We start from the raw sequence: 25,488 nt of genomic DNA on the forward strand, positions 1-25,488 counted from the left end.
CCAGCGGAGCGAGAGGCGAGAGCCCTCTCCGACCTGACCGTGCCGTACGGGGCAACGGTGAACACCGAGCTGTTCACGCGCTGGACGCGTACGACTGCCGCCCGCCCCTTCGACTAGCGTCGTGACATGACCAGCGACCTCCCGGAAACCCCTCACCCCTCCGCCCAGGACCGGTCTCACGAACGCGCCGCGACCGGCGGCGAGGGCCTCGCCCAGGCCCTCGCCGCCGGCACGGTCGTCCTCGACGGCGGCATGTCGAACCAGCTGGAGGCCGCCGGGCACGACCTGAGCGACGAGCTGTGGTCGGCGCGACTGCTCGCCGAACGCCCCGAGGCGATCATCGCGGCGCACCTCGCCTACTTCGAGGCGGGCGCGGACGTGGCGATCACGTCCAGCTACCAGGCGACGTTCGAGGGCTTCGCGAAGCGCGGGGTCGGGCCGGAGCGGGCGGCCGAACTCATCGGCCTGAGCGTGGAGTTGGCCCGCGAGGCGGCCCGACAGGCGGAGACGAAGGGCATCCGACGGCCCCTGTACACGGCGGCCTCGGTCGGCCCGTACGGGGCGATGCTGGCGGACGGCTCCGAGTACCGGGGCCGCTACGGCCTGACCGTGGCGGAACTCGAGGCCTTCCACCGGCCGCGCGTCGAGGTGCTGGCGGCGGCCGGGCCCGACGTGCTCGCGCTGGAGACGGTCCCCGACGCCGACGAGGCGCAGGCGCTGCTGCGGGCGGTGCGCGGGCTCGGCGTGCCGGCCTGGCTGTCGTACACGGTCGCCGGCAACCGCACCCGCGCCGGGCAGCCCCTGGAGGAGGCCTTCGCCCTGGCCGCCGACGCGGACGAGGTGATCGCGGTGGGTGCGAACTGCTGCGCCCCGCAGGACGTGGATGCCGCCGTCGAGATCGCGGCCCGTGTCACCGGAAAGCCGGTCGTCGTCTACCCCAACAGCGGCGAGGCCTGGAACGCCGAGGCCCGCGCCTGGACCGGCCGCTCCACGTTCGCCCCGGCACAGGTACTGGGCTGGCGGACCTCGGGGGCCCGGTTGATCGGCGGGTGCTGCAGGGTGGGCCCGGGGGCGATCACGTCGATCGCGGACACACTGACCTCGCCGACACCGGCGTAACCCCGACGCCGACCACCCCGACACCCACCACCCCGCCCGCCCAACGTCGGCCCCGCGGGCTCGGGCTCGGCTCAAAGGCGGGCGCCGCCGGGCAGAAATGGCGGCGCTCACGTCGATCGCGGACACACTGACCTCGCCGACACCGACGTAGCCCCGACGCCCACCACCGCTCCCGCCCAACGTCGGCCCCGCCCAGCACCCCTCGGCCCCGTGAGCCCCGCCGGGTCAGTCGCGTCGGATCGCGCCGGGGCGTCGCAGTCGGCGTACCACCGAGCGGAGTTCCGTGTTTTTCGTGGGCGGGTCGCCGTCGAGGGACTCCGGTATGGCTCCGGCCTCGTGGGCGGCCGCGTCCGCCGCCCAGACCGCAAGCTCGGGATCTCGCGGACCGTATGCAGTATGCGGCTCACTGTCGCCGAAGATCCGCACCGGGTGCGAGGCGTCCCAACGCTGCCAGCCCGGGTCGCCGTCGACCGCGAACCGCACCCACGCCCCGTGCATCGCGTCGGCCAGCTCCCGCGGCGCCCCCTCCCCCGCGAGTCTGGCCGACTCGGGGACGTCGCCCGTGTCGAAGACGAAGCCGAGTTCCAGGGCGTGGCAGGCGCCCAGCCCGGGGAGACCGGAGGGCCAGGCGAACTCGTAGACGTACGAGGAGTGCGGGCGGGCGTCGGCGAGCCGGTGCAGCGGGATGCGCAGGAGGTGGTCGGTGACCATCTGGCCGACGATCTCGGCGGGGGTCGCCTCCGGATGGAGGGCTCGGTAGCCGCGGGGCACCTCGTGGCCGCAGCGGCAGCGGGCCATCGCGCCGGCCAGGGCTACGGCGCCGAGCCGGTCGATGCGCTCCACGAGCCCACCGGGCACCAGCCACAGCCGGTACTCGTCGCGGGTCCAGCCCATGAGCAGGTCGACGCCGGCCGCCGCGTCACCCTGGACGAGGGCCTCCAGGGGATCGCGCGGGACGATGTCGCCGTCGACGACGATCCCGAAGGCGGGACCGCCGAGCACCGGACTGCTGAGCCGGCCCACGTCGGCCTGGGTGCGCAGCAGCAGGTCCCGGTCGACGTCGGCGAAGGCCGCGGCGGTGGCGGGGATCTTCAGTCGGGTCGCCATCCGGCGCACCATCCGCCGGACCTTGTCCCGGTCGGCGGCCTCGGGCGGCCCGCTCTGCAGGACCGCGCGCCGCACGAGCCCTTGGGCCTGCGGAGCGGCCAGCACGGCGCCGACACTGATCGCCCCGGCGGACTGACCACCGAGGGTCACCCGGGAGGGGTCGCCGCCGAACGCCCCGATCGACTCGTGCACCCAGGCCAGCGCGGCCAGTTGGTCGCGCAGCCCGGGATTGGCGGGAGCGTCCGGGAACAGTCCGTAGCCCTCCACACCGAGCCGGTAGTTCACCGAGACGAAGACGACGCCGTCACGGGCGAAGGCCAGCCCGTCGTACACGGGCACGGCCGAGGAGCCCCGGGTCAGGGCGCCGCCGTGCAGCCACACCACGACCGGGAGACGGGCCCCCGGGCCCGGCTCCGGTGTCCACACGTTGAGGTTGAGGCAGTCGTCGCCGGGCACCACCGGGTCGGACAGCAGCCGGGCGAAGGCTTCGGAATACGGCGGTTTCGGCGGCGTCGGTCCGAAGGCTCCCGCGTCGCGCACGCCGCCCCAGGGCGTCGGAGGCACGGGTGGCCGGAACCGGCGGGGGCCGAACGGAGGCGCCGCGTAGGGGATCCCCCGGAACACCGCGACGCCGTCCTCGTACCGGCCGCGTACCGCCCCGAACGGCGTGCTCACCACGGGGCCCGCCTGGACTGCCGTCATACAACACCAGCCTCCTCGCCGCACTCGTGCACCGCGTGAAACCGCGCACCCTGCACAACCGGCGATCAGTCACCGGTCGACGATCAGCGGTCGACAGTCGCCGGTCGACGATCGACAGTCGCCCGTCGACGATCACCGGCCGACGATCGACATTCACCGGTCGACGATCACCGTGAACATCAGAGCACCACATCATGAGCCGGTATTCCGCCGCTCGAGCGGGCTTGGCGACTGTTCGGGCGACACGAGGTGCCGAAACCGCGTTCTCCCACCACCCGCCCGACCTCGCTTCCGGCCGAACTGTTCGGGGTTTCGCATGCCCGGCCCCTGCCAAGACCTGCGAACTCCGGCCTCTTCCCGAGGTCATGCGGCGAACCTAGGGTAGGAAGCGCTTACTGTCCGGTCGGTCGCTCGGCCGCCCAGGCAGCACTGGACGAGACTTCCGATGGCCCTCGGGCGGGCCGGAGAGGTGGTTCCCGATGGTCCGTACGGGGAGCGCGAGCGTGGCGGCCGGGCCGACCCTTGCGGTCGTGGCCCGGGAGGCGGGGGTCTCCGTGCCCACCGCGTCCAAGGTGGTCAACGGCCGGGAGGACGTCGCCCCCGAGACCCGCCGCCGTGTCACGGAGGCGCTGGACCGGCTCGGCTACGTCCGCAGACCCCGGTTCGACACCCTGAAGTCGTCCGGCCTGGTCGACCTGGTGGTGCACTCCCTGGAGAGCTCCGGGTCGGGGGCCGTGCTGCACGGGGTGGAGGCGGCGGCCCACGAGCTCGGTCTGGAGGTGGTCGTCTCGGCCGGCCTGACCAGGACCCGTGGCGACCGGCCGGAGAGGGGCTGGCTGGACAGGCTCACCACGCGCGGCTCGTCCGGAGTGCTGTTCAACCTGGCCGAGCCGGCGCCGACCCAGTACACCTGGCTCGACCAGCACCGCATTCCGTACGTGCTGATCGATCCGGTCGTCGAACCGCCACCCGGAGTGGTGTCGGTGGGTGCGGCGAACTGGCACGGCGGTGTCACGGCGACCGAGCACCTGCTGCGGCTCGGCCACGAACGCATCGCCGTCGTCGCCGGTCACCAGCGCACGATGGGCAGCGGTGCGCGCGTGGCCGGCTACCGCTCGGCGCTGGCGGCCGCCGGAGTACGCCATCGCCCCGAGTACGTCTGTCACGCGGGCTTCGACGAGACGCTCGCCCGCAACGCCACGTTGCACCTCCTCGGCCTGCCCGAACCGCCCACCGCGGTCTTCGTCTGCTCGGACCGGATGGCCCTCGGGGTGTACGAGGCGCTGGCCGAACGGGGGTTGAGGGTGCCGGACGACGTCAGCGTGGTCGGCTTCGACGACCTGCCCGAGGCCCGCTGGGCCGCCCCCGCCCTGACCACGGTCCGCCAGCCGCTGTCGGAGATGGCGGCGACGGCCCTGCACCTCCTGGTCCGCATGATGGACGGCGCCCGCCCCGAGAGCACCCGCACCGAACTGTCGACGCGACTGGTCGAGCGGGCGAGCACGGCCGCCCCGCGCCTGCTCCCGTCCTCGACGGAGACTCCGGCATAGGAGGACTGCCCCGGCCCACAGACCAGACCCCGGCAGCGCGGAGCCCCGGACGCGGGGACCCGGCAGCACGGCGACGGGTAGGTCGGCGAACGGGTGGCGCGGGCCGCCCGCAGCACGGGAGCGCCCGCACGCCGGGGAGTGAGGGCCCGCACGCGCCGGGATGTCCACAGCGTTCACCTGCGTGAGCGTTCCGGATGTCGGCGTGTGGCACTGACCGTCGTATTCGCTCACATTTGTTCATCCGGCGAGGCCGGGAACTGGCCGGCTCGACCGGGCGTCGAACGATGCGGCGGGGAGGGGCCGTTGCCCTGGGGAGGGCCGGCGGTGAGCACTTGGGGGACGACGATGACACGCTGGAGGCCGCTGCCCGACGCGCTGCCGAGGGAGGCGCAGCACCTCGTCGGCCGGCTGCGCGGGCTGAAGGACCGGACGGGTCTGAGCCTTGCCGAACTGGCCCGGCGGACCGCGTACAGCAAGTCGTCGTGGCAGCGGTATCTGAGCGGGGCGAAACAGCCGCCGAGGGGTGCCGTGCAGGCGTTGTGCCGGGTGGCCGAGGTGGAGCAGGGGCGGCTGCTGGCGCTGTGGGAGCTGGCCGACCAGACCTGGCCGCACGGCGAGGCGGGGCCTCCCGGGCCGCCGGACACCGTGCCGGTCCCGTTGCCCGTGCCGGTGCCGAGCGGGGTGGACCACCGCCGCTGGCGGGCGGCGGCGCTGGTCTCGTTCGCCGTCATCGTGCTGCTGGCGGTGTGGCTGCTGTGGGTGCTGCCGCTGAGGAGCGGGTGACCCGGTGGCCACCCGCTCCTCGCCTGCACGGCTCGCTCAGCCGAGCGTGTCGTAGTAGGCGTTCTTCCAGGAGCCGGTGAGCCTGAGCTTCACCCGGTACTTGCCGCCGACCCGCTTGAAGTTGACGGTCCGCGCGTGGCCCGCGTACTGGACGACGCTGCCCGTGTACGGGCCGTGCAGCCGGCGCTGAGCGGACTCCCAGCTGTCGTCGGTGACGACGCCGTCGGCGTCCGGGAGTCCGTACCGCTCCTGCCACCACTGGGTGGCCGATTCGGTCTCCGGGCCGAACGAACCGTCGACCTGGTTCTTCTTGAAGGCATGCCAGTCGCCGTCGTCGTCCTGCCACTGGGCGCCGTCCGCGTACAGGACGGTCTCCCAGAGGGCGGTGGCGTTGCTCTCCGCGTAGTCGTCGACGCCGAGGTTCTCCTCGTCCTGCCAGTCGTCGTAGACGCCGCCGCTGCCGTCGACGCCGTGGTACGGGGCGGCCGCGTTCGCGGCCGGCGCCAGGGCGATCCCGGTGGCCCCCGCCCCCAGCAACGCGGCCGTGATCATCGCAATGGTCCGATTGCGCATGCTCATGAAAACTTCCTTTCCGAACCGCCGGCCCCCGTCGTTGTCTCCTGGGGCGGCTCGATTGGTGTGGCAGGTGAAGAATCACGGCAGGGCGGCGGGCACGGCGAGGCCTGACGGTGTACGTGGACCGGTGGGGGACGGTCCACGCCGAGCCCGGCGGTGTCCCGGCCGAGCGCGGTCCGCCCGGGGACGGCGCGGGACGAGGTGGGACGGGGCGGGACGCGACAACCCCTCGGCCCACGACCGCCCGTCCCTGGCTCGGCCCGACCGGTCTACCGCCCGCTCTCGCCGAGCCCCGCCGCCCAGTTGATGCCGCCCCGCAGGTGGGCGCGGAAGTCCGGGTCCTCGTACGCCTCGGCGGCGTGACCGAGTGCCGTGTAGAAGCTCCGGCCGCCGCCCCGCTCGTGGCACCAGGCCAGCGGGTGGTCGTCACCCATGCCGCCTCCCTCGTACGACGACTCGTCGGCGCGGAGCAACACCCGCACCGTTCCACGGGGGTTGGCGTGGAAGTCGTACCACTCGTCGGTGAAGTCCCAGACGGCGGGCAGGTGCCGGGTCGCCGGATGCTCGCGGTCCTCCACGACGGCCCGGCCCGGCTGGAACTCGGGGTGCCGGGCGAAGCGGGCGCCGAGGAGTTCGCCGTAGTACGGCCACTCGTACTCGGTGCAGGCCGCCGCGTGTACGCCGGCGAAACCGCCGCCCGCCTCCACGTACGCGGCCAGCCGCTCGCGCCCGGCTGGGGTAAGCACCTCGCCGCTGGTGGAGAGGAAGACGACGGCGGCGTACCGGTCGAGGGGGCCTTCGAGGGCTGCGGGGTCCTCGGTGGCGTCGGCCTCGAAGTCCCCGAGCGTGCGTACGGCGGCGACGGCGGCCGGGATGGAGTCGTGCCGGTAGGCGGTGGTGCGGGTGTAGAGGAGCAGTCGCGGGGCCATGGGGAGGAGCCTAGGGCCGGGTCCGGGTGTCCCGGCGGGGGTGTCCGATTCCTTCAAGACCGTCCGCCCCGCCGCCGCCTACCGTGGCGGCATGACTCCGCGATTCGATGCCATCGGCCTGGTCGTCTCCGACATGGCCGCCTCCGTCTCCTTCTACCGCCGCCTCGGGTTCGCTTTTCCCGACGGCGCCGAGGAGCAGCCGCACGCCGAGGCCGGACTGCCGGGCGGGCTGCGGCTGTTGCTCGACACCGAGGACACGGTCCGCTCCTTCCACGCCGGGTGGCGGCCGCCGTCCGGGGGAAGCCGGTCCGCGCTGGCCCTGGTGTGCGCCGACCCGGCCGAAGTCGACTCCGTGTACGAGGAGTTGGTGGGCGCCGGGTACCACGGGGAGCTCAAACCGTGGGACGCCTTCTGGGGGCAGCGGTATGCCGTGGTGCACGACCCGGACGGCAACGGCGTGGACCTGTTCGCCTCACTGCCGGCGGCCGAGTAGCTCGCCGGGTGGCAGGCCCGTCAGCTCCTTCACGTCCCGCGTGAGGTGGGCCTGGTCGGCGAAACCGCACCGGGCCGCCGTCGCCGCGAGCGGCACTCCCCCGCGGGCCAGGGCGAGGGCCCGCTGGAGCCTCAGGACGCGGGCCAGCGTCTTGGGGCCGTAGCCGAAGGCGGCCAGTGAGCGGCGGTGCAACTGGCGCGCCCCGATGCCGAGTTCGTCGGCGGCCACGGCGACCGGCCGCCCCGCGTCGAGCGCGGCGACGAGCCGTCCCAGCAGGGGGTCCGGCGGATCCGCGTCCGCCGCGCAGGTCAGCGCGACCTCTTCGAGGGCGGGCAGCGGGTCCCCGGCCGCGGCGATCCGTCCGCCGAGGCGCCGTACGTCCGCGGCGGGCCACAGGTCGGTCAACTCCACCCGCCGGTCGCGCAGTTCGTACGCCGGTACGCCGAGGACCGCGGGTCCGACGCCGGGCGGGAAGCGGACGCCCGCCCAGTGCGCGGGGCCGCCCCCGGGGACGTGGGCGTGCGTGTCCGGGCCGGCGACCAGCAGTCGGCCGCCGTTCCACAGCAGGTCCATGCAGCCGTCCGGCAGGACGGGCCGGACGGCGGGGTCGTCGTCGAGGGTGTTGCGCCAGACGACCGCACCGGTCAGCCGCGACGCCCGCTGCGCGTACACAGGGAAAAGGCTACGCCTGGGGGCCGAGTCCCACCGAGACCGGCCGCGCCGCCCGGGTCCGGTGTTCCTGCGGGCTCACCCCGTACACCCGTTTGAAGGCGCTGGACAGCGCGAACGCGCTGCCGTAGCCGACCTGGCGGGCGAGGGCGTCGAGGGTGTCGTCGGTGTCGCGCAGCCGGTCGGCGGCGAGCGCGAGGCGCCAGGCGGTGAGGTAGGACATCGGGGGTTCGCCGACGAGCTCCGTGAATCGGCGGGCGAGGGCGGCCCGGGAGACACCGGCCTTGGCGGCGAGCGTGGCGACCGTCCAGGGGTGGGCGGGGTCGTCCTGCAGCAGGCGCAGGACGCGGCCCACCACCGGGTCCGCCATGGCCAGGTACCAGGCCGGTGCCGCGGCCTCCGGGCGGGAGAACCAGGCCCTGAGCGCGGCGATGACCAGCAGGTCCAGGAGGCGGTCCAGGACGACCTCCTGGCCGGGTTCGTCGCGCCCGATCTCCGCCATGACGAGGGAGGTCAGCGGGCACTCCCACACGTCGGAGGTGAGGGCGAGCAGCGGCGGGAGCGCGTCGAGCAGCCGGCCGCTGATCTCGCCCTGCATGAGGTAGGTCCCGATGAGCACCACGGTGGAGCCGTCGGGCCGGTCGCCCCAGGTGCGTACGCCCAGGTCCATGGAGCCGTTGAGGGGGCGGCCGTCGGGGTAGGCGCACTCGGCGCCGGGCAGGATCAGCGCCTGCGGGGCGGTCGCGGGGTCGTCGGCGCAGGTGTACGGGTCGGGGCCGCGGGCGATGGCGAGGTCGCCTGCCCGCAGCCGCAGCGGCTCTCCCCTGTCCGGTGTGACCCAGGCGTCGCCGCGGACCACCAGCATCACCGTCAGCGGTGCGCGGTCCTCGACCCGGACGGCCCACGGCGGGTCGAAGCACGCCCGGATCATGAACGCGCCCCGGGCGCGCGGCCCCTCCAGCAGACCTGCGAGGGGGTCCCCCCGCGTGAGCATGTTCGAGCGTGGCGGAGCGTCCATGGGGTCAGGGTAGACGCGCGCGCATGGGAATGAGCCGTTCAGCGATGGCCGCCCGCGGCTACCGGCACTTGACTGGATCGCATGACACACACGCGGAACATGACGGTTGTGGTGACAGGGGCCTCGGGCCGTACCGGGCGCCGGGTGGCGGAGTCCGCGCGGGCGGCGGGACTGACCGTGCGAGCGGCCTCGCGGGCCCAGGGCTTCGACTGGCGGGAGCCCTCGACGTGGGCCGGGACGCTGCGGGGCGCGGACGCGGCCTACCTGGTCTGTCCCTCGGACGTCGGCGCACCGGGCTCCGCCCGGGAGGTCGGTCTGCTCGCGCACGAGGCGGTCGGGCTGGGGGTACGGCGGCTGGTGCTGCTGTCGTCGCGGGGTGAGGTGCGGGCGCGGCCCACCGAGGAGGCGCTGCGCGAGTCGGGGGCGGACTGGACGGTCGTACGGGCCGCGTGGTTCGCGCAGAACTTCAGTGAGGGGCCGCTGGTGGAAGGGCTGCGACAGAGCGGGGAGCTGGTGTTTCCGGGCGGCGCGGTGGGCGAGCCGTTCATCGACGTGCGGGACGTCGCCGACGTGGTGGTGGCCGCGCTGACGGCGGGCGACCGGTACGTGGGGCAGGCCATGGCGATCTCGGGGCCGCGGCTGCTGACCTTCGGGGAGGCGGTCGCGGAGATCGCCGCGGCGTCCGGACGCGAGCTGGCCTACCGTGGCGTGTCGGCCCGCCGGTACGGCGACGACCTGGCCGGGTTCGGCGTGCCGGCCGAGGAGGTCGAGCTCCTGGTCGAGCTGTTCGCATCACTGCTCGACGGCCGGAACTCCTATCTGTCCTCCGACGAGGTACGGCAGGTGCTGGGCCGTCCGCCGCGTGACTTCGCGGACTTCGCCCGGGAGGCGGCGGGGGCCGGAACCTGGAAGCTGTGACCGCGCCACCGACAGGGCCTAGGAACCGTCCGGCTTGTGCGGCGGGTGGGTGCTCTTCACATGGGTCCGCAGCCGTGAGGTGACGTCCTCGGGGGGCAGGAACCGCGACCAGCGCTCCGGGAACTCGGACGGCATGTCCGGGTCGTCCGGGTCGTCCGAGTCGGGGTCGGACTCGCGGTGCGCGGCAGCCCGCGCCACGTACTCGGCAACCTGCGCCTCCCGCACCCGCTCGTTCGCGGCGCGGGCCGCGGCGGTGGCGGCGGCCGGCCACACCCGGTCGATGGCGGCGTTGACCGCCGCCCCGACGAGGACGGCGAACGCGGACACGCCGATCCACAGCAGTACGGCCACGGGCGCGGCCAGCGAACCGTAGATGGTGGGGCCCTCGACGGTGCTGGTCAGGTAGATGCGAAGCAGGAAGCTGCCCAGCACCCACATGGCGAGTGCGACGAGGGCGCCGGGCACGTCCTCGATCCACGGGGAGCGCACCGGCACGGACACGTGGTAGAGCGTCGTCAGGAAGGCGATGGACAGCACGATGACGACGGGCCAGTACAGCACCTGCACGACGGTCGTCGACCACGGCACCACGTTCACCACCGCGTCCGGCCCCGCCACCATCAGCGGCAGCGCGACCGAGCCGATCAGCAGGGCCACGATGAACAGCAGGAAGGCCATCAGCCGCGTCTTGACGATCCCCCGGACGCCGTCGAGGCCGTACATCACCGTGATGGTGTCGATGAAGACGTTCACCGCGCGGGAGCCCGACCACAGGGCGAACAGGAAGCCGATGGAGATGACGTCGGGCCGGCCGCCCTTCATCACGTCGTGCAGGATCGGCTGCGCGATCTCGGCGACGCCCTTGTCGGACAGCACCGTGCGCGAGGCCTCCAGGAGGTTGGACTCCAGGCTCGCGATGGAGTCGGCGCCGGTCCAGTCGTCGACGTAGCCGAGCAGGCCGATCATGCTGAGCAGCAGCGGCGGCACGGACAGCAGGGTGAAGAACGCCGCTTCGGCCGCGAGGCCCAGGATGCGGTACTCCATGCAGGAGTTGACGGTGTCCTTGAGCAGCAGCCAGGCAGTCCTGCGCTTCGAGACGTTCCGGTAGAGGGCACGCGCCCGGTGGAGACGTCCGGAGGGCTGCTCGGAGGATTCACTTGCTGGCTGCACGACCTAAAGGTATCCGCCGCGAGGGGCTCCACTCATCCACGGTGGCGCCGACCCGTCGCGGGGCTCCCTCCGGTCGCACGGGCAGCGGAAAACGCCGCACGTCCTGCGCATTCCGCCGCGCGGGCCGCGCGGGAGGCCGCGGACCGCGCGGGCCGCGCGGGAGGCCATGGACCGCGCGTACCGCACTCCGGTACGCGGCACCCGGTTCCGGCCGCCCCGGCCCGCCGGCCCACACGGCTCCCGCCCGGTCCGCCCGCCCGCTCCGAGCCCGGGCGCCCGGGGCCCGGCGCCCGGCGCCCGGTGCCGCGTCGGCGTGGTGACATCGGCTGTGCGGGGTAGGTTCGACGTCATGGCAGGCAGCACCCACACCGTGACCAACCAGCCTCCGCCACTGGTCGGATACGACGTCTTCACCGCCGACCGCGTCCTGACGGGGGCCGTGGAGCGGCACACCGCCCCCGGCCTGCTCGACGAGGTGCGGGACGAGCTGGCGGCCCTCGGCCGGGCCTGCGGATCGGCCCAGGTGCAGGAATGGGGGGCAGAGGCCAACGAGCATCCGCCCGAACTGCGCACGCACGACCGCTACGGTCACCGCGTCGACGAGGTCGCGTTCCATCCGGCCTGGCACCGGCTGCTCGGCAAGGGCGTCTCGGCCGGCCTGACCGCGGCCTGGACCCGGCCGGGCGGACACGTGCGGCGCGCGGCCGCCTTCCTGCTGTGGACCCAGGTCGACGCCGGCAACTGCTGTCCGCTGTCCATGACCCACGCGGCGGTGCCCGCCCTGCGCACCGACCCCGCGCTCGCCGCCGAGTGGGAACCCCGGCTGACGTCGATGGTCTACGACCAGGGTCTGCGGCCCGCCGACCGGAAGGCCGGCGCCCTGTTCGGGATGGGCATGACGGAGAAGCAGGGCGGCAGCGACGTCCGCGCGAACACCACGTCGGCACGGCCGCTGGCCGAGGCGGGGACGTACGAGCTGACCGGGCACAAGTGGTTCTGCTCGGCGCCGATGTCCGACGGGTTCCTGGTGCTGGCGCAGGCCCCGGAGGGGCTCACCTGCTTCCTGGTGCCGCGGGTGCTGGCGGACGGCACCCGCAACGTGTTCCTCCTCCAGCGGCTCAAGGACAAGCTGGGCAACCGGTCGAACGCGTCGGGCGAGGTCGAGTTCGACAGGACCTGGGCGCGCCGGGTCGGTGAGGAGGGGCGCGGGGTGCGCACCATCATCGACATGGTGGCCGCGACCCGGCTCGACTGCGTGCTGGGCTCGGCGGGTCTGATGCGGCAGGCCGTGGCGCAGGCGGTGCATCACTGCTCGTACCGCGAGACGTTCGGCGCGAAGCTGGCCGACCAGCCGCTGATGCGCAACGTGCTGGCCGATCTCGCGCTGGAGTCGGAAGCGGCGACCACGCTCGCGCTGCGGCTCGCGGCGGCCCACGACGACGGCGGTGAACAGGAGCGGGCGCTGCTGCGGATCGCCGTGCCGGCCGCCAAGTACTGGGTGACCAAGCGGTGTCCGCCGGTGGCGGTCGAGGCCGCGGAGTGCCTGGGCGGCAACGGGTACGTGGAGGAGTCCGGGCTGCCCCGGCTGGTGCGCGAGTCGCCGCTCAACTCGATCTGGGAGGGCGCCGGCAACGTCCAGGCGCTGGACGTGCTGCGGGCGCTGCGCCGGGAACCGGGGGCACTCAACGCCTACCTCCAGGAGGTCGGCGCGGCGCGCGGCGCCGATCACCGGCTGGACGGGGCGATCAAGGGCCTGCTGACCGAACTCGCCGACCTGGACGGCATCGAGGGCCGGGCCCGGAGGCTGGCCGAAAGACTCGCCCTGGTCCTCCAGGGGGCGTTGCTCGTACGGTTCGCTCCGCCGGAGGTCGCCGACGCGTTCTGCGCCTCACGGCTGGGCGGCGACGCGGGTTCGGCCTTCGGGACGCTGCCGTCGACGCTGCCGCTGGCCGCCGTGGTCGAACGGGCCCGGCCGGTGTCCTGACCTGCGTGGACGCGGAGCGGGGGTGGTGCTGCGCCGACACGGCACCACCCCCGCACCCAGGCCTGATCGAGGCCTCGAACGCCGCTCGGGACGGCGTCGCTCAAGTTTCAAGCACGGGAGAGCCGACCACCAGGGTTGCAGGGGGTTGCAACTTGTTGGCCCGAGTGTGCGGAGCGTGTCCTTCCGGCAGGGTCTCGCGGCACTATGAGACGAGCGTTCAGGATGAACTTCCGGACAGCGGCGGCCGCTGCCGGAACCGGTTGTGCCGAGCTCTACCCCGGGAGGACCCGTGCCGCTCTCGCCGGCCGATGTGACGCAGCTCGCCGCCGTGGACGCGGCGGGCGCGGCGCGGGTCCTCAGCGAGGTCCGCTCCGCCCGGCTGTCCGGGCGGCCGGCGCCGCTGGCCCCGCGCCCGGTGATCGAGCAGTCGTGGGGCCGGATGCTGCGCAGCGGCGTCGACCCCGACCACGACTTCAGGGCCGGGCTGCTGTCCCGCGAGGAGGTGCAGCGACGCCGGGAGGCCACCGCCCTGCGGCACGTCCTGCCGGTGCTGCGGGAGGGACTGCTGTCGGTCGCGGACGTCGCCCACCACATCATGGTGGTGGCCGACGAGGACGCCCGGGTGCTGTGGCGCGAGGGCGACCGACCCGTGCTGCGCAAGGCCGACGGCATCGGCTTCGAACCGGGCGCCGACTGGCGGGAGGACGTCGTCGGCACGAACGGGGTGGGCACTCCGGCGGTCGTACGCCGGCCCGTGCAGGTCTTCGCCGCCGAGCACTTCGTGCGCACGCACACCACCTGGACCTGTGCCGGCGCCCCCATCACGGACCCGCGGGACGGCCGGCTGATCGGCGTGGTGGACGTCAGCGGGCCGCTGGAGACGATGCATCCGGCCACGCTCGCCTGGGTCGACTCGGTGGCCAAGCTCGCCGAGGCGCGGCTGCGGGAGCTCCATCTGACCTCGCTGGAGCGGCTGCGCGCGGTGGCCGCGCCGGTGCTGGCGCGGCTGACCGGCCGGGCCGCGGTGGTGGACCGGGACGGCTGGACGGCCGCGGTGAGCGGGATGATGCCGTACACGAACCGGATCGCGCTGCCCAAGTCGCTGACGGCGGGCCCCCGGCGGCTGCCGCCGTTCGGGCAGTGCACGGTGGAGCCGCTGGCGGACGGCTGGCTGGTCCGGGTCGCCGAGGGGCCGGAGCCCGGCGGCGGCGCCCGTATCGTGCTGGATCTGGCGCATCCGCACCGCAGGTCGGTGACGGTGTCCGGCGGTGCGGGCTCCTGGACGCACGAACTGAGCCCCCGGCACGCGGAGTTGCTGTACCTGCTGGCGGTCGAACGCGGCGGTCGCAGCGCCGCGGCGCTGGCCGGGGAGCTGTTCGGCGACCCGGGACGCACGGTGACCGTGCGAGCCGAGATGTCCCGGGTACGGCGGTACCTCGGGGGCTTCCTGGAGCACCGGCCGTACCGATTCCGCGAGGACGCGGAGATCGAGGTGCTCCTCCCGGAGGACCCCCGGGACCTGTTGCCCCACTCGACCGCGCCGACGGTGGCGGGGGAACGGGCTTTTGACGACACACCGTGAGTACGTTCGCACCCTGAGCACCCTCTCGGGGCATCTTCCGCATATTTGCAGGGTCTTCGTCCGCTGCGGCCCCTGACTGCCGTAGCATCCCGGTACGGGCCACCCCACCTGCTCCTCGATCAACGTACGGATCAACAGGCGCAGTTGGCCCGCCTCGGGAGGACGTATGACGCAACGTGGCCGACACCGCAGGCGCAGGCGGGGCAGAGCACTGCGCGGCTTCCTGGCCGGAACCGCGCTCGCCCTGACCGCCGCCGCCACCATGATCAGCGCCTCGCAGGCCACGGTCGGTGACAACCCGGGAGCCCTGAAGGCACTCAGCGCCGCCGACACCGGCCAACTGCGGCTGCGCGAGCACTCGGTCTCGCCGGCCACGCTGAACCGGCTCTCCTCGGCGATGGGACGCCCGGTCGGCGTGGGCGCGGTACTCGCGGACGCCGACCACAGCCTGCGCGAGGCGATCGACTGCTCGGCAGGGGAGCGGAAGTCGCTGCCCGTCGAGCCGGCCGCCACCCGCGCCTACTGCTGGGACGCCGCCGACACTCGGAGCTGGCAGCCGGGCGCGGTGACCACCTCCGGGGACGCCGACGACGACGGTCTCTGGGGACAGAACCGGGTGATCCTCTCCGGCTGGAGCCGCCAGGACGGCACCGCGGCGGGGCAGGACCTGGCCAGGGTCGCCTTCGTCGACGCGAACGATCTGGACCACCCCACCTACACCTGGGCGCTGCTCGCCGTCCCGGTCGACGGCGGACGCGACTACCGCGCCCTCGCCTCACGTCTGTCGGGCATGGTCTGGTACGAGGACAAACTGCTGGTCACCACCACCAGCCGGGGCCGGGAGGCCCTGTACGTGTACGACATGAACCGCATCCAGCGCACCACCGTCGACGCCGAGGCCGTGGGCCGGGTGCGCGACGGCTGGTCGGCACACGGCTACCGATACGTGCTGCCCGCCGTCGGGTCGTACCGGCTGACCGGCAACGCGACCGCCCCCCGTCTCGACGGCATCTCGCTCGACCGCAGCACGGTGCCGGACAGTCTGGCCGCGAACCAGTGGGTGCCGTCGGGCGGCGACCGGCAGGCCCGACTGTGGCGCTACCCCTTCAGCAAGGACGAGAAGACCTCCGGACTGCTCGCCGCGGACGGCGCGGGAGTCGTCCGCGCGAGCGAGGCGTACGCGACGAAGGCGGCCGAGATCGGTGGCGTGCTGTCGTACCGCTCCGACTGGTACGTGGGCGGCGCCACCGACGCACCGGGCGCCCACGGCACCCTGTGGCAGCAGAACACGAGCGGCTCGAAGGCCGCGCGGTGCGGGACGGACGAGACGCACCGGCGCTGCTGGAGCCCGCGCACGGAGTCCCTCTCCTACTGGGAGGAGACCGGTGACCTGTGGGCGCAGTCGGGGCGCGTGCTGTTCGCGATGCCCCTGGCCTCGGTCGACAGATCTCTGGGACAGATGATTCCCTGACCGGCATGACCGACATCCCCGTGACCACCTGGTCCCTGGAACAGACCGCACCCACCGACCTCCGGCCGGCCGCAGCGCCCGACGGGGAGGTGCGGATCGTGCGCGCCGAGGTGCCCTCCCCGGAGTTCAGCCGCTTCCTGTACGCCTCCGTCGGCGGGGACATCCGCTGGATCGACCGGCTCGGCTGGACGTACGCGCGGTGGCGGGAGCACCTGGCCCGGCCCGGCGTGGAGACGTGGGTCGCCCACGACCGTGGCACGCCGGCCGGGTACGTGGAGCTGGAGCCGCAGGACGACGGGGCGGTGGAGATCGTCTACTTCGGCCTGGTCCCCGCTTTCCGCGGGCGGCGGATCGGCGGGCATCTGCTGTCGTACGGTGCCGCCCGCGCCTGGGACCTCGCGGACCGCTGGCCTGGGCTGGCGCCCACCAAGCGGGTCTGGCTGCACACCTGCAGCCTGGACGGCGAGCACGCCATGGACAACTACCTGCGGCGCGGCTTCGCACTCTTCGACACCAAGGTGGAGAAGGTGGCCGAGGTGCCGGCACCCGGTCCCTGGCCAGGCGCCTACCCCTCCTGACCTGGGCGGAAACGAGCCGCCCCGGGCGCTGTGACCGACACCACCCCGATCTCACCATTCGGGACCAGGGTGTCCACATGTCGAACGAAGCTGGACTGTGTCCAGATCGCCGTGACACGCTTCCGTCATGTCTGGAACTGGAATCGCCTTGGTGAGTCGACGGCACGTCGATCTCTGCCGCATGTCCAGCGCCATCTGTCCGGCGAGCTGAGCCGCAGCGCCGCCCGACACCTTCTGCTTTCGTCTCCTTTCCCGCGCAATGACGCGCACGTACACGCATGCGCCCGTACCCGCAGGTAAGAGCCGCTTTCCGCCTGTCCCGAAGGACGTAGAACCATGGCCGCCACCCCGCAGAACCCCGCTGCCGCGACTCCCCGCCGCAAGGTGAGCCGTCACCGCGGTGAGGGTCAGTGGGCCGCGGGGCACTTCACCCCCCTCAACGGCAACGAGCAGTTCAAGAAGGACGACGACGGTCTCAATGTGCGGACACGCATTGAGACGATCTACTCCAAGCGGGGCTTCGACTCGATCGACCCCAACGACCTGCGCGGCCGGATGCGCTGGTGGGGCCTCTACACCCAGCGCAAGCCCGGGATCGACGGCGGCAAGACCGCGATCCTGGAGCCGGAGGAGCTGGACGACAAGTACTTCATGCTGCGCGTCCGGATCGACGGCGGCCGGCTGACGACCCACCAGCTGCGCGTGATCGGCGAGATCTCCGAGGAGTTCGGCCGCGGCAGCGCGGACATCACCGACCGGCAGAACATCCAGCTGCACTGGATCCGCATCGAGGACGTCCCGGAGATCTGGCGACGCCTCGAGGACGTCGGCCTGTCGACCACCGAGGCCTGCGGCGACACCCCGCGCGTCATCCTCGGCTCACCGGTCGCCGGCATCGCCGAGGACGAGATCATCGACGGCACCCCGGCGGTCGACGAGATCCACAGCCGGTTCATCGGCACCAAGGAATTCTCCAACCTGCCGCGCAAGTTCAAGACGGCGATCTCCGGCTCCCCGCTCCTGGACGTCGCCCACGAGATCAACGACGTCGCGTTCGTCGGCGTCGAGCACCCCGAGCACGGCCCCGGCTTCGACCTGTGGGTCGGTGGCGGGCTGTCCACCAACCCGAAGATCGGCGTCCGGCTCGGCGCCTGGGTCCCGCTGGACGAGGTCCCGGACGTCTGGGCGGGCGTGATCGGCATCTTCCGCGACTACGGCTACCGGCGCCTGCGCACGCGGGCCCGCCTGAAGTTCCTGGTCGCCGACTGGGGCCCGGAGAAGTTCCGCCAGGTCCTTCAGGACGAGTACCTCAAGCGCACCCTCGTCGACGGCCCGGCGCCCGCCGCCCCCGTCGAGCGCTGGCGCGACCACGTCGGCGTGCACCGCCAGCAGGACGGCCGCTACTACGTCGGTTTCGCCCCGCGCGTCGGCCGCGTGGACGGCGCGACCCTGACGAAGATCGCGGAGCTCGCCGAGGCGCACGGCTCGGGCCGGATCCGGACCACCGTCGAGCAGAAGATGATCGTGCTCGACGTCGAGCAGGCGCAGGTCGACTCGCTGGTCGCCGCCCTGGAGTCGCTCGACCTGACCGCCAGGCCCTCCGCGTTCCGGCGCGGCACCATGGCCTGCACCGGCATCGAGTACTGCAAGCTGGCCATCGTCGAGACCAAGGCGCGCGGCGCCGCGCTGATCGACGAACTGGAGCGCCGGATCCCGGACTTCGACGAGCCGATCACCATCAACGTCAACGGCTGCCCGAACGCCTGCGCCCGTATCCAGGTGGCGGACATCGGTCTCAAGGGTCAGCTGGTGCTGGACGCGAACGGCGAGCAGGTCGAGGGCTTCCAGGTGCACCTGGGCGGCGCGCTCGGCCTGGAGGCCGGCTTCGGCCGCAAGGTCCGCGGTCTGAAGGTGACCTCGGAGGAACTGCCGGACTACGTCGAGCGGGTCCTCAAGCGTTTCCAGGAGGAGCGCGAGGACGGCGAGCGCTTCGCCACCTGGGCGACGCGCGCCTCCGAGGAGGCCCTCTCATGAGCGAGCGGGCCGCCCCCTTCTACTGCCCCTACTGCGGCGACGAGGACCTGCGTCCGAGCGAGCAGGGCCACGGCTCCTGGGAATGCGCGGCATGCAATCGCGCATTCCAGCTGAAGTTCCTCGGGCTGCTTTCCCGGGGTCTTCAGCAGGCCGACAGCGGAGGGGAAAAGATATGACGACGGCTCAGGAACAGCGTACGACCGAGGAGTTGAAGCAGCTCGCCGAGCAGGCGGGCCGCGATCTGGAGGACGCCTCCGCGCTGGAGATCCTCCAGTGGGCGGTCGACACCTTCGGCAGGCGCTTCTGCGTCACCTCCTCGATGGAGGACGCGGTGGTCGCGCACCTGGCGGCCCGCGTCCAGAAGGGCGTGGACGTGGTGTTCCTCGACACCGGCTACCACTTCCCCGAGACCATCGGCACCCGGGACGCGGTCGAGGCCGTGATGGACGTCAACGTCATCACGCTCACCCCGCGCCAGACGGTGGCCGAGCAAGACGCGGAGTTCGGCCCCCGGCTGCACGACCGCGACCCCGACCTGTGCTGCAAGATGCGCAAGGTCCAGCCGCTGGAAGAGGGACTCAAGGGGTACGCGGCCTGGGCGACCGGGCTGCGCCGCGACGAGTCCCCGACCCGGGCCGGCACCCCGGTCGTCGGCTGGGACGACAAGCGCCAGAAGGTCAAGATCTCCCCCATCGCCCGCTGGACCCAGGACGACGTGGACGCCTACGTGGCCGAACACGGCGTCCTCACCAACCCGCTGCTGATGGACGGGTACGCCTCCGTCGGCTGCGCCCCCTGCACCCGCCGCGTCCTCGCGGGCGAGGACGCGCGCGCCGGCCGCTGGGCCGGGAGCGGCAAGACCGAGTGCGGGCTGCACGGATGACGACCACCATCGACACCACCCAGGAGAAACACGTGACGACCGGAGCCACCGTCTGGCTCACGGGTCTGCCGAGTGCCGGCAAGACCACCATCGCGTACGAGCTGGCCGGCCGGCTGCGCGAGGAGGGCCACCTCGTCGAGGTGCTCGACGGCGACGAGATCCGCGAGTTCATCTCCGCGGGCCTCGGCTTCAGCCGCGAGGACCGGCACACCAACGTGCAGCGCATCGGCTTCCTCGCCGAACTGCTCGCCCGCAACGGCGTCAAGACGCTCGTCCCGGTCATCGCCCCCTACTCCGACAGCCGCGAGGCCGTCCGCAAGCGCCACCAGGAGAGCGGGGCCGCGTACCTCGAGGTGCATGTGGCGACCCCGGTCGACGTGTGCTCCGTACGCGATGTGAAGGGGCTCTACGCCAAGCAGGCGGCGGGCGAACTGACCGGTCTCACGGGGGTCGACGACCCCTACGAGGAGCCCGACTCGCCCGACCTGCGGATCGAGTCGCAGCACCAGACCGTGCGGGAGTCCGCGGCCGCGCTGCACGCGTTGCTCACCGAGAGGGGACTGGCATGACGACCGCCGCCGAGGTCAAGGGCGAGGAGGGTACGGCCGGGCCGTACGCCCTGTCCCACCTGGACGCGCTGGAGTCGGAGGCGGTGCACATCTTCCGTGAGGTGGCGGGTGAGTTCGAGCGGCCGGTGATCCTCTTCTCCGGCGGCAAGGACTCCATCGTCATGCTGCACCTCGCGCTGAAGGCGTTCGCGCCGGCCACGGTGCCCTTCTCCCTGCTGCACGTGGACACCGGGCACAACTTCCCCGAGGTCCTCGACTACCGCGACCGTGCCGTCGCCGCACACGGGCTGCGCCTGCACGTGGCCTCGGTGCAGGACTACATCGACCGCGGTGTGCTGCGCGAGCGTCCGGACGGGACGCGCAATCCGCTGCAGACGCTGCCGCTCACCGAGAAGATCCAGAGCGAGCGGTTCGACGCCGTCTTCGGCGGCGGTCGCCGCGACGAGGAGAAGGCCCGCGCCAAGGAACGCGTCTTCTCCCTGCGCGACGAGTTCTCCCAGTGGGACCCGCGCCGGCAGCGGCCCGAGCTGTGGAACCTCTACAACGGACGCCACGCGCCCGGCGAACACGTCCGCGTCTTCCCCCTGTCCAACTGGACCGAGCTCGACGTCTGGCAGTACATCGCCCGGGAGAAGATCGAGCTGCCGGAGATCTACTTCGCGCACGAGCGCGAGGTGTTCCAGCGGGCCGGGATGTGGCTGACCGCCGGCGAGTGGGGCGGCCCCAAGAAGGACGAGACGGTCCAGAAGCGGCTCGTCCGCTACCGCACGGTGGGTGACATGTCGTGCACCGGCGCCGTCGACTCCGACGCCACGACGCTGGACGCCGTCATCGCCGAGATCGCGGCCTCCCGGCTGACCGAGCGCGGTGCCACGCGGGCCGACGACAAGATGTCCGAGGCCGCGATGGAAGACCGCAAGCGCGAGGGGTACTTCTAACCATGACCAGCACCACCGAGCCGCTGCCGCTCGAGCAGCTGACGGAGACCACCCTGCTGCGGTTCGCCACCGCCGGGTCCGTCGACGACGGCAAGTCCACCCTCGTGGGCCGCCTGCTGCACGACTCCAAGTCGGTCCTCACCGACCAGCTGGAGGCCGTGCAGCGCGTGTCCGCCAGCCGTGGCCAGGAGGGTCCCGACCTCGCGCTGCTCACCGACGGCCTGCGGGCCGAGCGTGAGCAGGGCATCACGATCGACGTCGCCTACCGCTACTTCGCGACCCCGCGACGCCGGTTCATCCTCGCCGACACACCCGGCCACGTGCAGTACACCCGCAACATGGTGACGGGTGCCTCCACGGCCGAGCTGACGGTGGTCCTGGTCGACGCCCGCAACGGCGTCGTGGAGCAGACCCGCCGGCACGCCGCGATCGCCGCCCTGCTGCGCGTCCCGCACGTGGTCCTCGCCGTCAACAAGATGGACCTCGTCGAGTACCGGGAGTCCGTGTTCGCCGCGATCGCCGAGGAGTTCACGGCGTACGCGACCGAACTCGGTGTCCCGGAGGTCACCGCGATCCCGATCTCGGCGCTGGCCGGCGACAACGTGGTGGAGCCGTCCGCGAACATGGACTGGTACGGCGGGCCGACCTTCCTGGAGCACCTGGAGTCCGTCCCGGTCACCCACGACCTGTCGCACTGCCACGCGCGGCTGCCCGTGCAGTACGTGATCCGGCCGCAGACCGCCGAACACCCCGACTACCGGGGCTACGCGGGCCAGATCGCGGCCGGTTCCTTCCGCGTCGGCGAGGAGGTCACCGTCCTGCCCTCGGGCCGCGCCTCCAGGATCGCCGCGATCGACCTGCTGGGCGAGCCGGTCGACATCGCCTGGACCACGCAGTCGGTGACCGTGCTGCTGGAGAGCGACATCGACATCTCGCGCGGCGACCTGATCGTGCCCAGCAAGGACGCCCCGCCGACCACCCAGGACGTCGAGGCGACCGTCTGCCACGTCGCCGACGCGCCGCTCACCGTCGGCCACCGTGTGCTCCTCAAGCACGGCACCCGCACGGTCAAGGCGATCGTCAAGGACATCCCGTCCCGTCTCACGCTCGACGACCTGTCCCTGCACCCGCACCCGGGACAGCTCGTCGCCAACGACATCGGCCGGGTGAAGATCCGCACCGCCGAGCCGCTGCCGGTCGACTCCTACGCCGACTCGCGCCGCACCGGCTCGTTCATCCTGATCGACCCGAGCGACGGCACCACGCTGACCGCCGGCATGGTCGGCGAGTCGTTCGCGTCCCCCGAGCCCGTCAAGGACGCGGCCGAGGACGACGGGTGGGACTTCTGACATGAACTCCGTCGACTTCTACTCCACGTTCGCGAAGGAGGGCGGCCGCGTCGGCAGCGGCGCCCTCGGCAGCGGGCAGGGCGGAGTCGCGCGATGTGCGCGATGACGTACGCGCACCGCTTGCGCGCCCTGTCCCCCCACCCGACGTCCCGGTTGCGACGAAGACCTGCCGACCTCCCGGCCACGACCTGAAACACCGTGACCGCCGGGCCAACGAGAGGAACACCTCCCGTGCCTGTCAACCGCTCCACTCTCCTTCGCCGTGGCATCGCCGTGGTCGCCGCACTCCCCCTTCTGACGCTCGCCGCCTGCGGTTACGGGTCGGACTCGAAGGACACCGACTCGAACGCGAAGGTCGCCGCCGGGTCGAAGAAGATCGACGGACTCGACTCCGTGAAGATCGGCTACTTCGGCAACCTGACCCACGCCACCGCGCTGGTCGGCAACCAGAAGGGCTTCTTCCAGAAGGAGCTCGGCGCCACCGCCGCGAAGTACCAGATCTTCAACGCCGGCCCCTCCGAGATCGAGGCGCTGAACTCCGGTGCCATCGACATCGGCTGGATCGGCCCCTCCCCGTCGATCAACGGCTACACCAAGTCGGACGGCAAGAACCTCCGCATCATCGGCGGCTCGGCCTCCGGCGGCGTGAAGCTCGTGGTCAACCCGAAGAAGATCAAGTCCCTGAAGGACGTCAAGGGCAAGAAGATCGCCACCCCGCAGCTCGGCAACACGCAGGACGTGGCGTTCCTCAACTGGATCGCGGACCAGGGCTGGAAGGTCGACGCGGAGAGCGGCAAGGGTGACGTCTCGGTCGTCCGCACCGACAACAAGGTGACCCCGGACGCCTACAAGGCCGGTTCCATCGACGGCGCCTGGGTGCCGGAGCCGACCGCGTCCAAGCTGGTCGCCGAGGGTGCGAAGGTGCTGCTCGACGAGGCGGACCTGTGGCCGGACAAGAAGTTCGTGATCACGAACATCATCGTGTCGCAGAAGTTCCTCAAGGAGCACCCGAAGGCCGTCGAGGCGGTGCTGAAGGCCTCGGTCGACACCAACAAGTGGATCAACGCCAACCCGGACGAGGCGAAGGCCGCGGCGAACAAGCAGCTGGAGACGGACTCCGGCAAGGCGCTGCCGGCGGAGGTCCTGGACCCGGCGTGGAAGTCCATCCAGATCACCAACGACCCGCTGGCCTCCACCCTCAACACCGAGGCGGAGCACGCGGTCAAGGCCGGTCTGCTGGAAAACCCGAAGCTGGACGGCATCTATGACCTCACGCTCCTGAACAAGGTCCTCGCGGCCGCGGGCGAGAGCAAGGTCGACGACGCCGGTCTCGGCGTCAAGTAAGCCCGGACACCGATGAGTTCCCAGGAGGTGACGACCATGGCGACAACCTTTGCCAAGGCCGACGACATCACGTCGGTGGAGCATGCCGCCCGCATCGAGCACGTCTCGAAGTCCTTCGGCGGGCCGGCCGGACAGCAGCTCGTCCTCGACGACATCACGCTGGATGTGGCGCCGGGTGAGTTCGTCACCCTCCTGGGGGCCTCGGGGTGCGGCAAGTCGACGCTGCTCAACCTGGTGGCGGGTCTGGACGACCCGTCCTCGGGCAGCATCACGACCCAGGGGCGCCCGGCCCTGATGTTCCAGGAGCACGCCCTCTTCCCGTGGCTGACCGCGGGCAGGAACATCGAACTCGCCCTGCGGCTGGGCGGGGTGGCGAAGAACGAGCGGCGCGGCCGGGCCGAGGAGCTGCTCGAACTCGTCCGGCTGAAGGGCTCGTACGGCAAGCGGGTGCACGAGCTGTCCGGCGGCATGCGCCAGCGCGTGGCACTGGCGCGGGCGCTCGCGCAGGACAGCCGGCTGCTGCTGATGGACGAACCGTTCGCGGCGCTGGACGCCATCACCCGGGACGTGCTGCACGACGAGCTGACCCGGATCTGGACGGAGACCGGTGTGTCGGTCCTGTTCGTCACGCACAACGTGCGGGAGGCGGTCCGCCTCGCGCAGCGTGTGGTGCTGCTGTCCTCCCGGCCGGGCCGGGTGGCGCGCGAGTGGACCGTGGACATTCCGCAGCCGCGTCGCATCGAGGACGCCCCCGTGGCCGAGCTGTCACTCGAGATCACCGAAGAACTGCGTGGGGAGATCCGCCGTCATGGCCAGCACTGAGACCACCGACACGCCGGCGGACGCTCCCGTCAAGGACGGCTCCGGCCTCGGCGGCCTGGAGGCGGGCCTCGACGCGCTGGAGAGCTCGGCCGGGGCTCGGACGCCCTTCCGGCAGACCTTCCGCGAGAAGATCTTTCCGCCGATCGTCGCGGTCGTCGTCGTGCTGGTCGTCTGGCAGGCGCTGATCTCCTTCAAGATCGTCGACGATCCCACCAAGCTGCCCTCCCCGGCGGACGTGGGCGGCGAGTTCAAGGACGCCTGGCTGGAGGGCAAGCTCCTCGGCTACATCTGGACCAGCGTCTCGCGCGGTCTGCTCGGCTTCCTGTTCGCGCTGGCCATCGGCACTCCGCTCGGCCTGCTGGTGGCCCGGGTGAAGTTCGTGCGCGCGGCCATCGGTCCGGTGCTGTCGGGTCTGCAGTCGCTGCCGTCGGTGGCGTGGGTGCCGCCGGCCGTGATCTGGCTCGGTCTGAACAACTCGATGATGTACGCGGTGATCCTGCTAGGCGCGGTCCCGTCCATCGCCAACGGTCTCGTCTCCGGCATCGACCAGGTGCCGCCGCTGTATCTGCGGGCGGGCCGCACGATGGGTGCGACGGGGCTGAAGGGCGCCTGGCACATCGTCATGCCGGCCGCGCTGCCGGGCTATCTCGCGGGTCTGAAGCAGGGCTGGGCGTTCTCCTGGCGCTCGCTGATGGCGGCGGAGATCATCGCCTCCTCGCCGGACCTGGGCATCGGCCTGGGCGCACTGCTGGAGAACGGCCGCAACGCCAGCTCGATGCCCATGGTGTTCGAGGCCATCTTCCTGATCCTGTTCGTCGGTATCGCCATCGACCTGCTGATCTTCAGTCCGCTGGAGCGGCGGGTGCTGCGCGGCCGCGGTCTGCTGGTGAAGAGCTGAAG

General features: G+C 72.3%; 25 protein-coding genes. 19 read left to right on the forward strand and 6 right to left on the reverse strand.

Going from position 1 to position 25,488, the window contains the following annotated elements; genetic code table 11:
* Positions 1-126: 126 nt before the first annotated feature.
* Positions 127-1,119: a homocysteine S-methyltransferase gene (gene mmuM, locus OG985_RS12945; RefSeq protein ID WP_371668456.1), complete on the forward strand. Its 993-nt coding sequence runs from the start codon at positions 127-129 to the stop codon at positions 1,117-1,119.
* A gap of 225 nt (positions 1,120-1,344) precedes the next feature.
* Here mmuM and OG985_RS12950 read toward each other — a convergent pair whose 3' ends face one another.
* On the reverse strand, positions 1,345-2,928 hold the full coding sequence (locus tag OG985_RS12950; protein ID WP_371668457.1) for a carboxylesterase/lipase family protein: 1,584 nt from the start codon (positions 2,926-2,928) through the stop codon (positions 1,345-1,347).
* A gap of 479 nt (positions 2,929-3,407) precedes the next feature.
* Between OG985_RS12950 and OG985_RS12955 the strand changes: the two genes are divergently transcribed.
* Together OG985_RS12955 and OG985_RS12960 are read left to right on the forward strand one after the other, a co-directional pair.
* On the forward strand, positions 3,408-4,478 hold the full coding sequence (locus OG985_RS12955) for a LacI family DNA-binding transcriptional regulator (protein ID WP_371668458.1): 1,071 nt from the start codon (positions 3,408-3,410) through the stop codon (positions 4,476-4,478).
* Positions 4,479-4,823: 345 nt separating this feature from the next.
* Complete coding sequence (locus tag OG985_RS12960; protein WP_371674355.1) at positions 4,824-5,261, forward strand: helix-turn-helix domain-containing protein; 438 nt, start codon at positions 4,824-4,826, stop codon at positions 5,259-5,261.
* Positions 5,262-5,297: 36 nt separating this feature from the next.
* Here OG985_RS12960 and OG985_RS12965 read toward each other — a convergent pair whose 3' ends face one another.
* Together OG985_RS12965 and OG985_RS12970 are read right to left on the reverse strand one after the other, a co-directional pair.
* The gene (locus OG985_RS12965; RefSeq protein ID WP_371668459.1) at positions 5,298-5,840 is read right to left on the reverse strand and encodes a peptidoglycan-binding protein; all 543 of its coding nucleotides are present in this window, start codon (positions 5,838-5,840) and stop codon (positions 5,298-5,300) included.
* 266 nt (positions 5,841-6,106) lie between these two features.
* Positions 6,107-6,766 carry a ThuA domain-containing protein gene (locus OG985_RS12970; protein ID WP_371668460.1) on the reverse strand — a complete coding sequence of 220 codons (660 nt, stop codon included), beginning with the start codon at positions 6,764-6,766 and terminating at the stop codon, positions 6,107-6,109.
* Positions 6,767-6,857: 91 nt separating this feature from the next.
* Here OG985_RS12970 and OG985_RS12975 point away from each other — a divergent pair, with 91 nt between their 5' ends.
* Positions 6,858-7,259: a VOC family protein gene (locus tag OG985_RS12975; RefSeq protein ID WP_371668461.1), complete on the forward strand. Its 402-nt coding sequence runs from the start codon at positions 6,858-6,860 to the stop codon at positions 7,257-7,259.
* Here the strand turns inward: OG985_RS12975 and OG985_RS12980 are convergent.
* Positions 7,239-7,931, reverse strand: a complete 693-nt coding sequence (locus OG985_RS12980) for a helix-turn-helix domain-containing protein (protein WP_371668462.1) — start codon at positions 7,929-7,931, stop codon at positions 7,239-7,241. The two genes, OG985_RS12975 and OG985_RS12980, sit on opposite strands and share 21 nt — an antisense overlap.
* Positions 7,932-7,941: 10 nt before the next feature.
* The gene (locus OG985_RS12985) at positions 7,942-8,946 is read right to left on the reverse strand and encodes a cupin domain-containing protein (RefSeq protein ID WP_371668463.1); all 1,005 of its coding nucleotides are present in this window, start codon (positions 8,944-8,946) and stop codon (positions 7,942-7,944) included.
* Positions 8,947-9,027: 81 nt separating this feature from the next.
* On the opposite strand from OG985_RS12985, the gene OG985_RS12990 reads away from it, so the two are divergent.
* Positions 9,028-9,864 carry an NAD(P)H-binding protein gene (locus OG985_RS12990; protein ID WP_371668464.1) on the forward strand — a complete coding sequence of 279 codons (837 nt, stop codon included), beginning with the start codon at positions 9,028-9,030 and terminating at the stop codon, positions 9,862-9,864.
* 18 nt (positions 9,865-9,882) lie between these two features.
* On the opposite strand, the gene OG985_RS12995 is transcribed toward OG985_RS12990, so the two are convergent.
* Entirely contained in the window at positions 9,883-11,034 is a 1,152-nt protein-coding gene (locus OG985_RS12995) for a YihY/virulence factor BrkB family protein (RefSeq protein WP_371668465.1), read from the reverse strand.
* Between the two features lie 349 nt (positions 11,035-11,383).
* Between OG985_RS12995 and OG985_RS13000 the strand changes: the two genes are divergently transcribed.
* The 14 genes from OG985_RS13000 (at position 11,384) to OG985_RS13065 (ending at position 25,486) form a co-directional block, all read left to right on the forward strand.
* Positions 11,384-13,018 carry an acyl-CoA dehydrogenase family protein gene (locus OG985_RS13000; RefSeq protein WP_371668466.1) on the forward strand — a complete coding sequence of 545 codons (1,635 nt, stop codon included), beginning with the start codon at positions 11,384-11,386 and terminating at the stop codon, positions 13,016-13,018.
* Positions 13,019-13,307: 289 nt separating this feature from the next.
* Positions 13,308-14,600, forward strand: a complete 1,293-nt coding sequence (locus OG985_RS13005) for a GAF domain-containing protein (protein ID WP_371668467.1) — start codon at positions 13,308-13,310, stop codon at positions 14,598-14,600.
* A 166-nt stretch (positions 14,601-14,766) separates the two neighbouring features.
* A complete protein-coding gene (locus OG985_RS13010; protein WP_371668468.1) occupies positions 14,767-16,071 on the forward strand; it encodes a hypothetical protein in 1,305 nt (434 codons plus the stop codon).
* 5 nt (positions 16,072-16,076) lie between these two features.
* A complete protein-coding gene (locus OG985_RS13015; protein WP_371668469.1) occupies positions 16,077-16,649 on the forward strand; it encodes a GNAT family N-acetyltransferase in 573 nt (190 codons plus the stop codon).
* A gap of 127 nt (positions 16,650-16,776) precedes the next feature.
* On the forward strand, positions 16,777-16,860 hold the full coding sequence (locus tag OG985_RS13020) for a putative leader peptide (protein WP_316944184.1): 84 nt from the start codon (positions 16,777-16,779) through the stop codon (positions 16,858-16,860).
* A gap of 125 nt (positions 16,861-16,985) precedes the next feature.
* Entirely contained in the window at positions 16,986-18,683 is a 1,698-nt protein-coding gene (locus OG985_RS13025) for a nitrite/sulfite reductase (RefSeq protein ID WP_371668470.1), read from the forward strand.
* On the forward strand, positions 18,680-18,859 hold the full coding sequence (locus tag OG985_RS13030) for a hypothetical protein (protein WP_371668471.1): 180 nt from the start codon (positions 18,680-18,682) through the stop codon (positions 18,857-18,859). Before OG985_RS13025 ends, OG985_RS13030 begins: the two co-directional genes overlap by 4 nt.
* Positions 18,856-19,566: a phosphoadenylyl-sulfate reductase gene (locus OG985_RS13035; RefSeq protein WP_371668472.1), complete on the forward strand. Its 711-nt coding sequence runs from the start codon at positions 18,856-18,858 to the stop codon at positions 19,564-19,566. The genes OG985_RS13030 and OG985_RS13035 overlap by 4 nt, the downstream gene beginning before the upstream one ends.
* Before the next feature lie 32 nt (positions 19,567-19,598).
* Positions 19,599-20,135 carry an adenylyl-sulfate kinase gene (gene cysC / locus OG985_RS13040; RefSeq protein ID WP_371674356.1) on the forward strand — a complete coding sequence of 179 codons (537 nt, stop codon included), beginning with the start codon at positions 19,599-19,601 and terminating at the stop codon, positions 20,133-20,135.
* Complete coding sequence (gene cysD, locus OG985_RS13045) at positions 20,132-21,073, forward strand: sulfate adenylyltransferase subunit CysD (protein ID WP_371668473.1); 942 nt, start codon at positions 20,132-20,134, stop codon at positions 21,071-21,073. Before cysC ends, cysD begins: the two co-directional genes overlap by 4 nt.
* Positions 21,074-21,075: 2 nt before the next feature.
* Complete coding sequence (locus tag OG985_RS13050; protein WP_371668474.1) at positions 21,076-22,422, forward strand: sulfate adenylyltransferase subunit 1; 1,347 nt, start codon at positions 21,076-21,078, stop codon at positions 22,420-22,422.
* Between the two features lie 231 nt (positions 22,423-22,653).
* Complete coding sequence (locus OG985_RS13055; RefSeq protein WP_371668475.1) at positions 22,654-23,766, forward strand: aliphatic sulfonate ABC transporter substrate-binding protein; 1,113 nt, start codon at positions 22,654-22,656, stop codon at positions 23,764-23,766.
* A gap of 36 nt (positions 23,767-23,802) precedes the next feature.
* Positions 23,803-24,588 (forward strand): ABC transporter ATP-binding protein, encoded by a 786-nt coding sequence (locus OG985_RS13060; RefSeq protein WP_371668476.1) that lies wholly within the window; start codon positions 23,803-23,805, stop codon positions 24,586-24,588.
* Entirely contained in the window at positions 24,575-25,486 is a 912-nt protein-coding gene (locus OG985_RS13065) for an ABC transporter permease (protein ID WP_371668477.1), read from the forward strand. The genes OG985_RS13060 and OG985_RS13065 overlap by 14 nt, the downstream gene beginning before the upstream one ends.
* Positions 25,487-25,488 lie beyond the last annotated feature (2 nt).

The organism is Streptomyces sp. NBC_00289 (assembly GCF_041435115.1).
In the GTDB taxonomy this organism is placed as follows: Bacteria; Actinomycetota; Actinomycetes; order Streptomycetales; family Streptomycetaceae; genus Streptomyces.

Excerpts from the sequence above, each read along its gene's own strand:
- mmuM (WP_371668456.1), top strand. The coding sequence starts at position 127 with ATGACCAGCGACCTCCCGGAAACCCCTCACCCCTCCGCCCAGGACCGG.
- OG985_RS12950 (WP_371668457.1), bottom strand. The coding sequence starts at position 2,928 with ATGACGGCAGTCCAGGCGGGCCCCGTGGTGAGCACGCCGTTCGGGGCG.
- OG985_RS12955 (WP_371668458.1), top strand. The coding sequence starts at position 3,408 with ATGGTCCGTACGGGGAGCGCGAGCGTGGCGGCCGGGCCGACCCTTGCG.
- OG985_RS12960 (WP_371674355.1), top strand. The coding sequence starts at position 4,824 with ATGACACGCTGGAGGCCGCTGCCCGACGCGCTGCCGAGGGAGGCGCAG.
- OG985_RS12965 (WP_371668459.1), bottom strand. The coding sequence starts at position 5,840 with ATGAGCATGCGCAATCGGACCATTGCGATGATCACGGCCGCGTTGCTG.
- OG985_RS12970 (WP_371668460.1), bottom strand. The coding sequence starts at position 6,766 with ATGGCCCCGCGACTGCTCCTCTACACCCGCACCACCGCCTACCGGCAC.
- OG985_RS12975 (WP_371668461.1), top strand. The coding sequence starts at position 6,858 with ATGACTCCGCGATTCGATGCCATCGGCCTGGTCGTCTCCGACATGGCC.
- OG985_RS12985 (WP_371668463.1), bottom strand. The coding sequence starts at position 8,946 with ATGGACGCTCCGCCACGCTCGAACATGCTCACGCGGGGGGACCCCCTC.
- OG985_RS12990 (WP_371668464.1), top strand. The coding sequence starts at position 9,028 with ATGACACACACGCGGAACATGACGGTTGTGGTGACAGGGGCCTCGGGC.
- OG985_RS13000 (WP_371668466.1), top strand. The coding sequence starts at position 11,384 with ATGGCAGGCAGCACCCACACCGTGACCAACCAGCCTCCGCCACTGGTC.
- OG985_RS13010 (WP_371668468.1), top strand. The coding sequence starts at position 14,767 with ATGACGCAACGTGGCCGACACCGCAGGCGCAGGCGGGGCAGAGCACTG.
- OG985_RS13015 (WP_371668469.1), top strand. The coding sequence starts at position 16,077 with ATGACCGACATCCCCGTGACCACCTGGTCCCTGGAACAGACCGCACCC.
- OG985_RS13020 (WP_316944184.1), top strand. The coding sequence starts at position 16,777 with ATGTCTGGAACTGGAATCGCCTTGGTGAGTCGACGGCACGTCGATCTC.
- OG985_RS13025 (WP_371668470.1), top strand. The coding sequence starts at position 16,986 with ATGGCCGCCACCCCGCAGAACCCCGCTGCCGCGACTCCCCGCCGCAAG.
- OG985_RS13030 (WP_371668471.1), top strand. The coding sequence starts at position 18,680 with ATGAGCGAGCGGGCCGCCCCCTTCTACTGCCCCTACTGCGGCGACGAG.
- OG985_RS13035 (WP_371668472.1), top strand. The coding sequence starts at position 18,856 with ATGACGACGGCTCAGGAACAGCGTACGACCGAGGAGTTGAAGCAGCTC.
- cysD (WP_371668473.1), top strand. The coding sequence starts at position 20,132 with ATGACGACCGCCGCCGAGGTCAAGGGCGAGGAGGGTACGGCCGGGCCG.
- OG985_RS13050 (WP_371668474.1), top strand. The coding sequence starts at position 21,076 with ATGACCAGCACCACCGAGCCGCTGCCGCTCGAGCAGCTGACGGAGACC.
- OG985_RS13060 (WP_371668476.1), top strand. The coding sequence starts at position 23,803 with ATGGCGACAACCTTTGCCAAGGCCGACGACATCACGTCGGTGGAGCAT.
- OG985_RS13065 (WP_371668477.1), top strand. The coding sequence starts at position 24,575 with ATGGCCAGCACTGAGACCACCGACACGCCGGCGGACGCTCCCGTCAAG.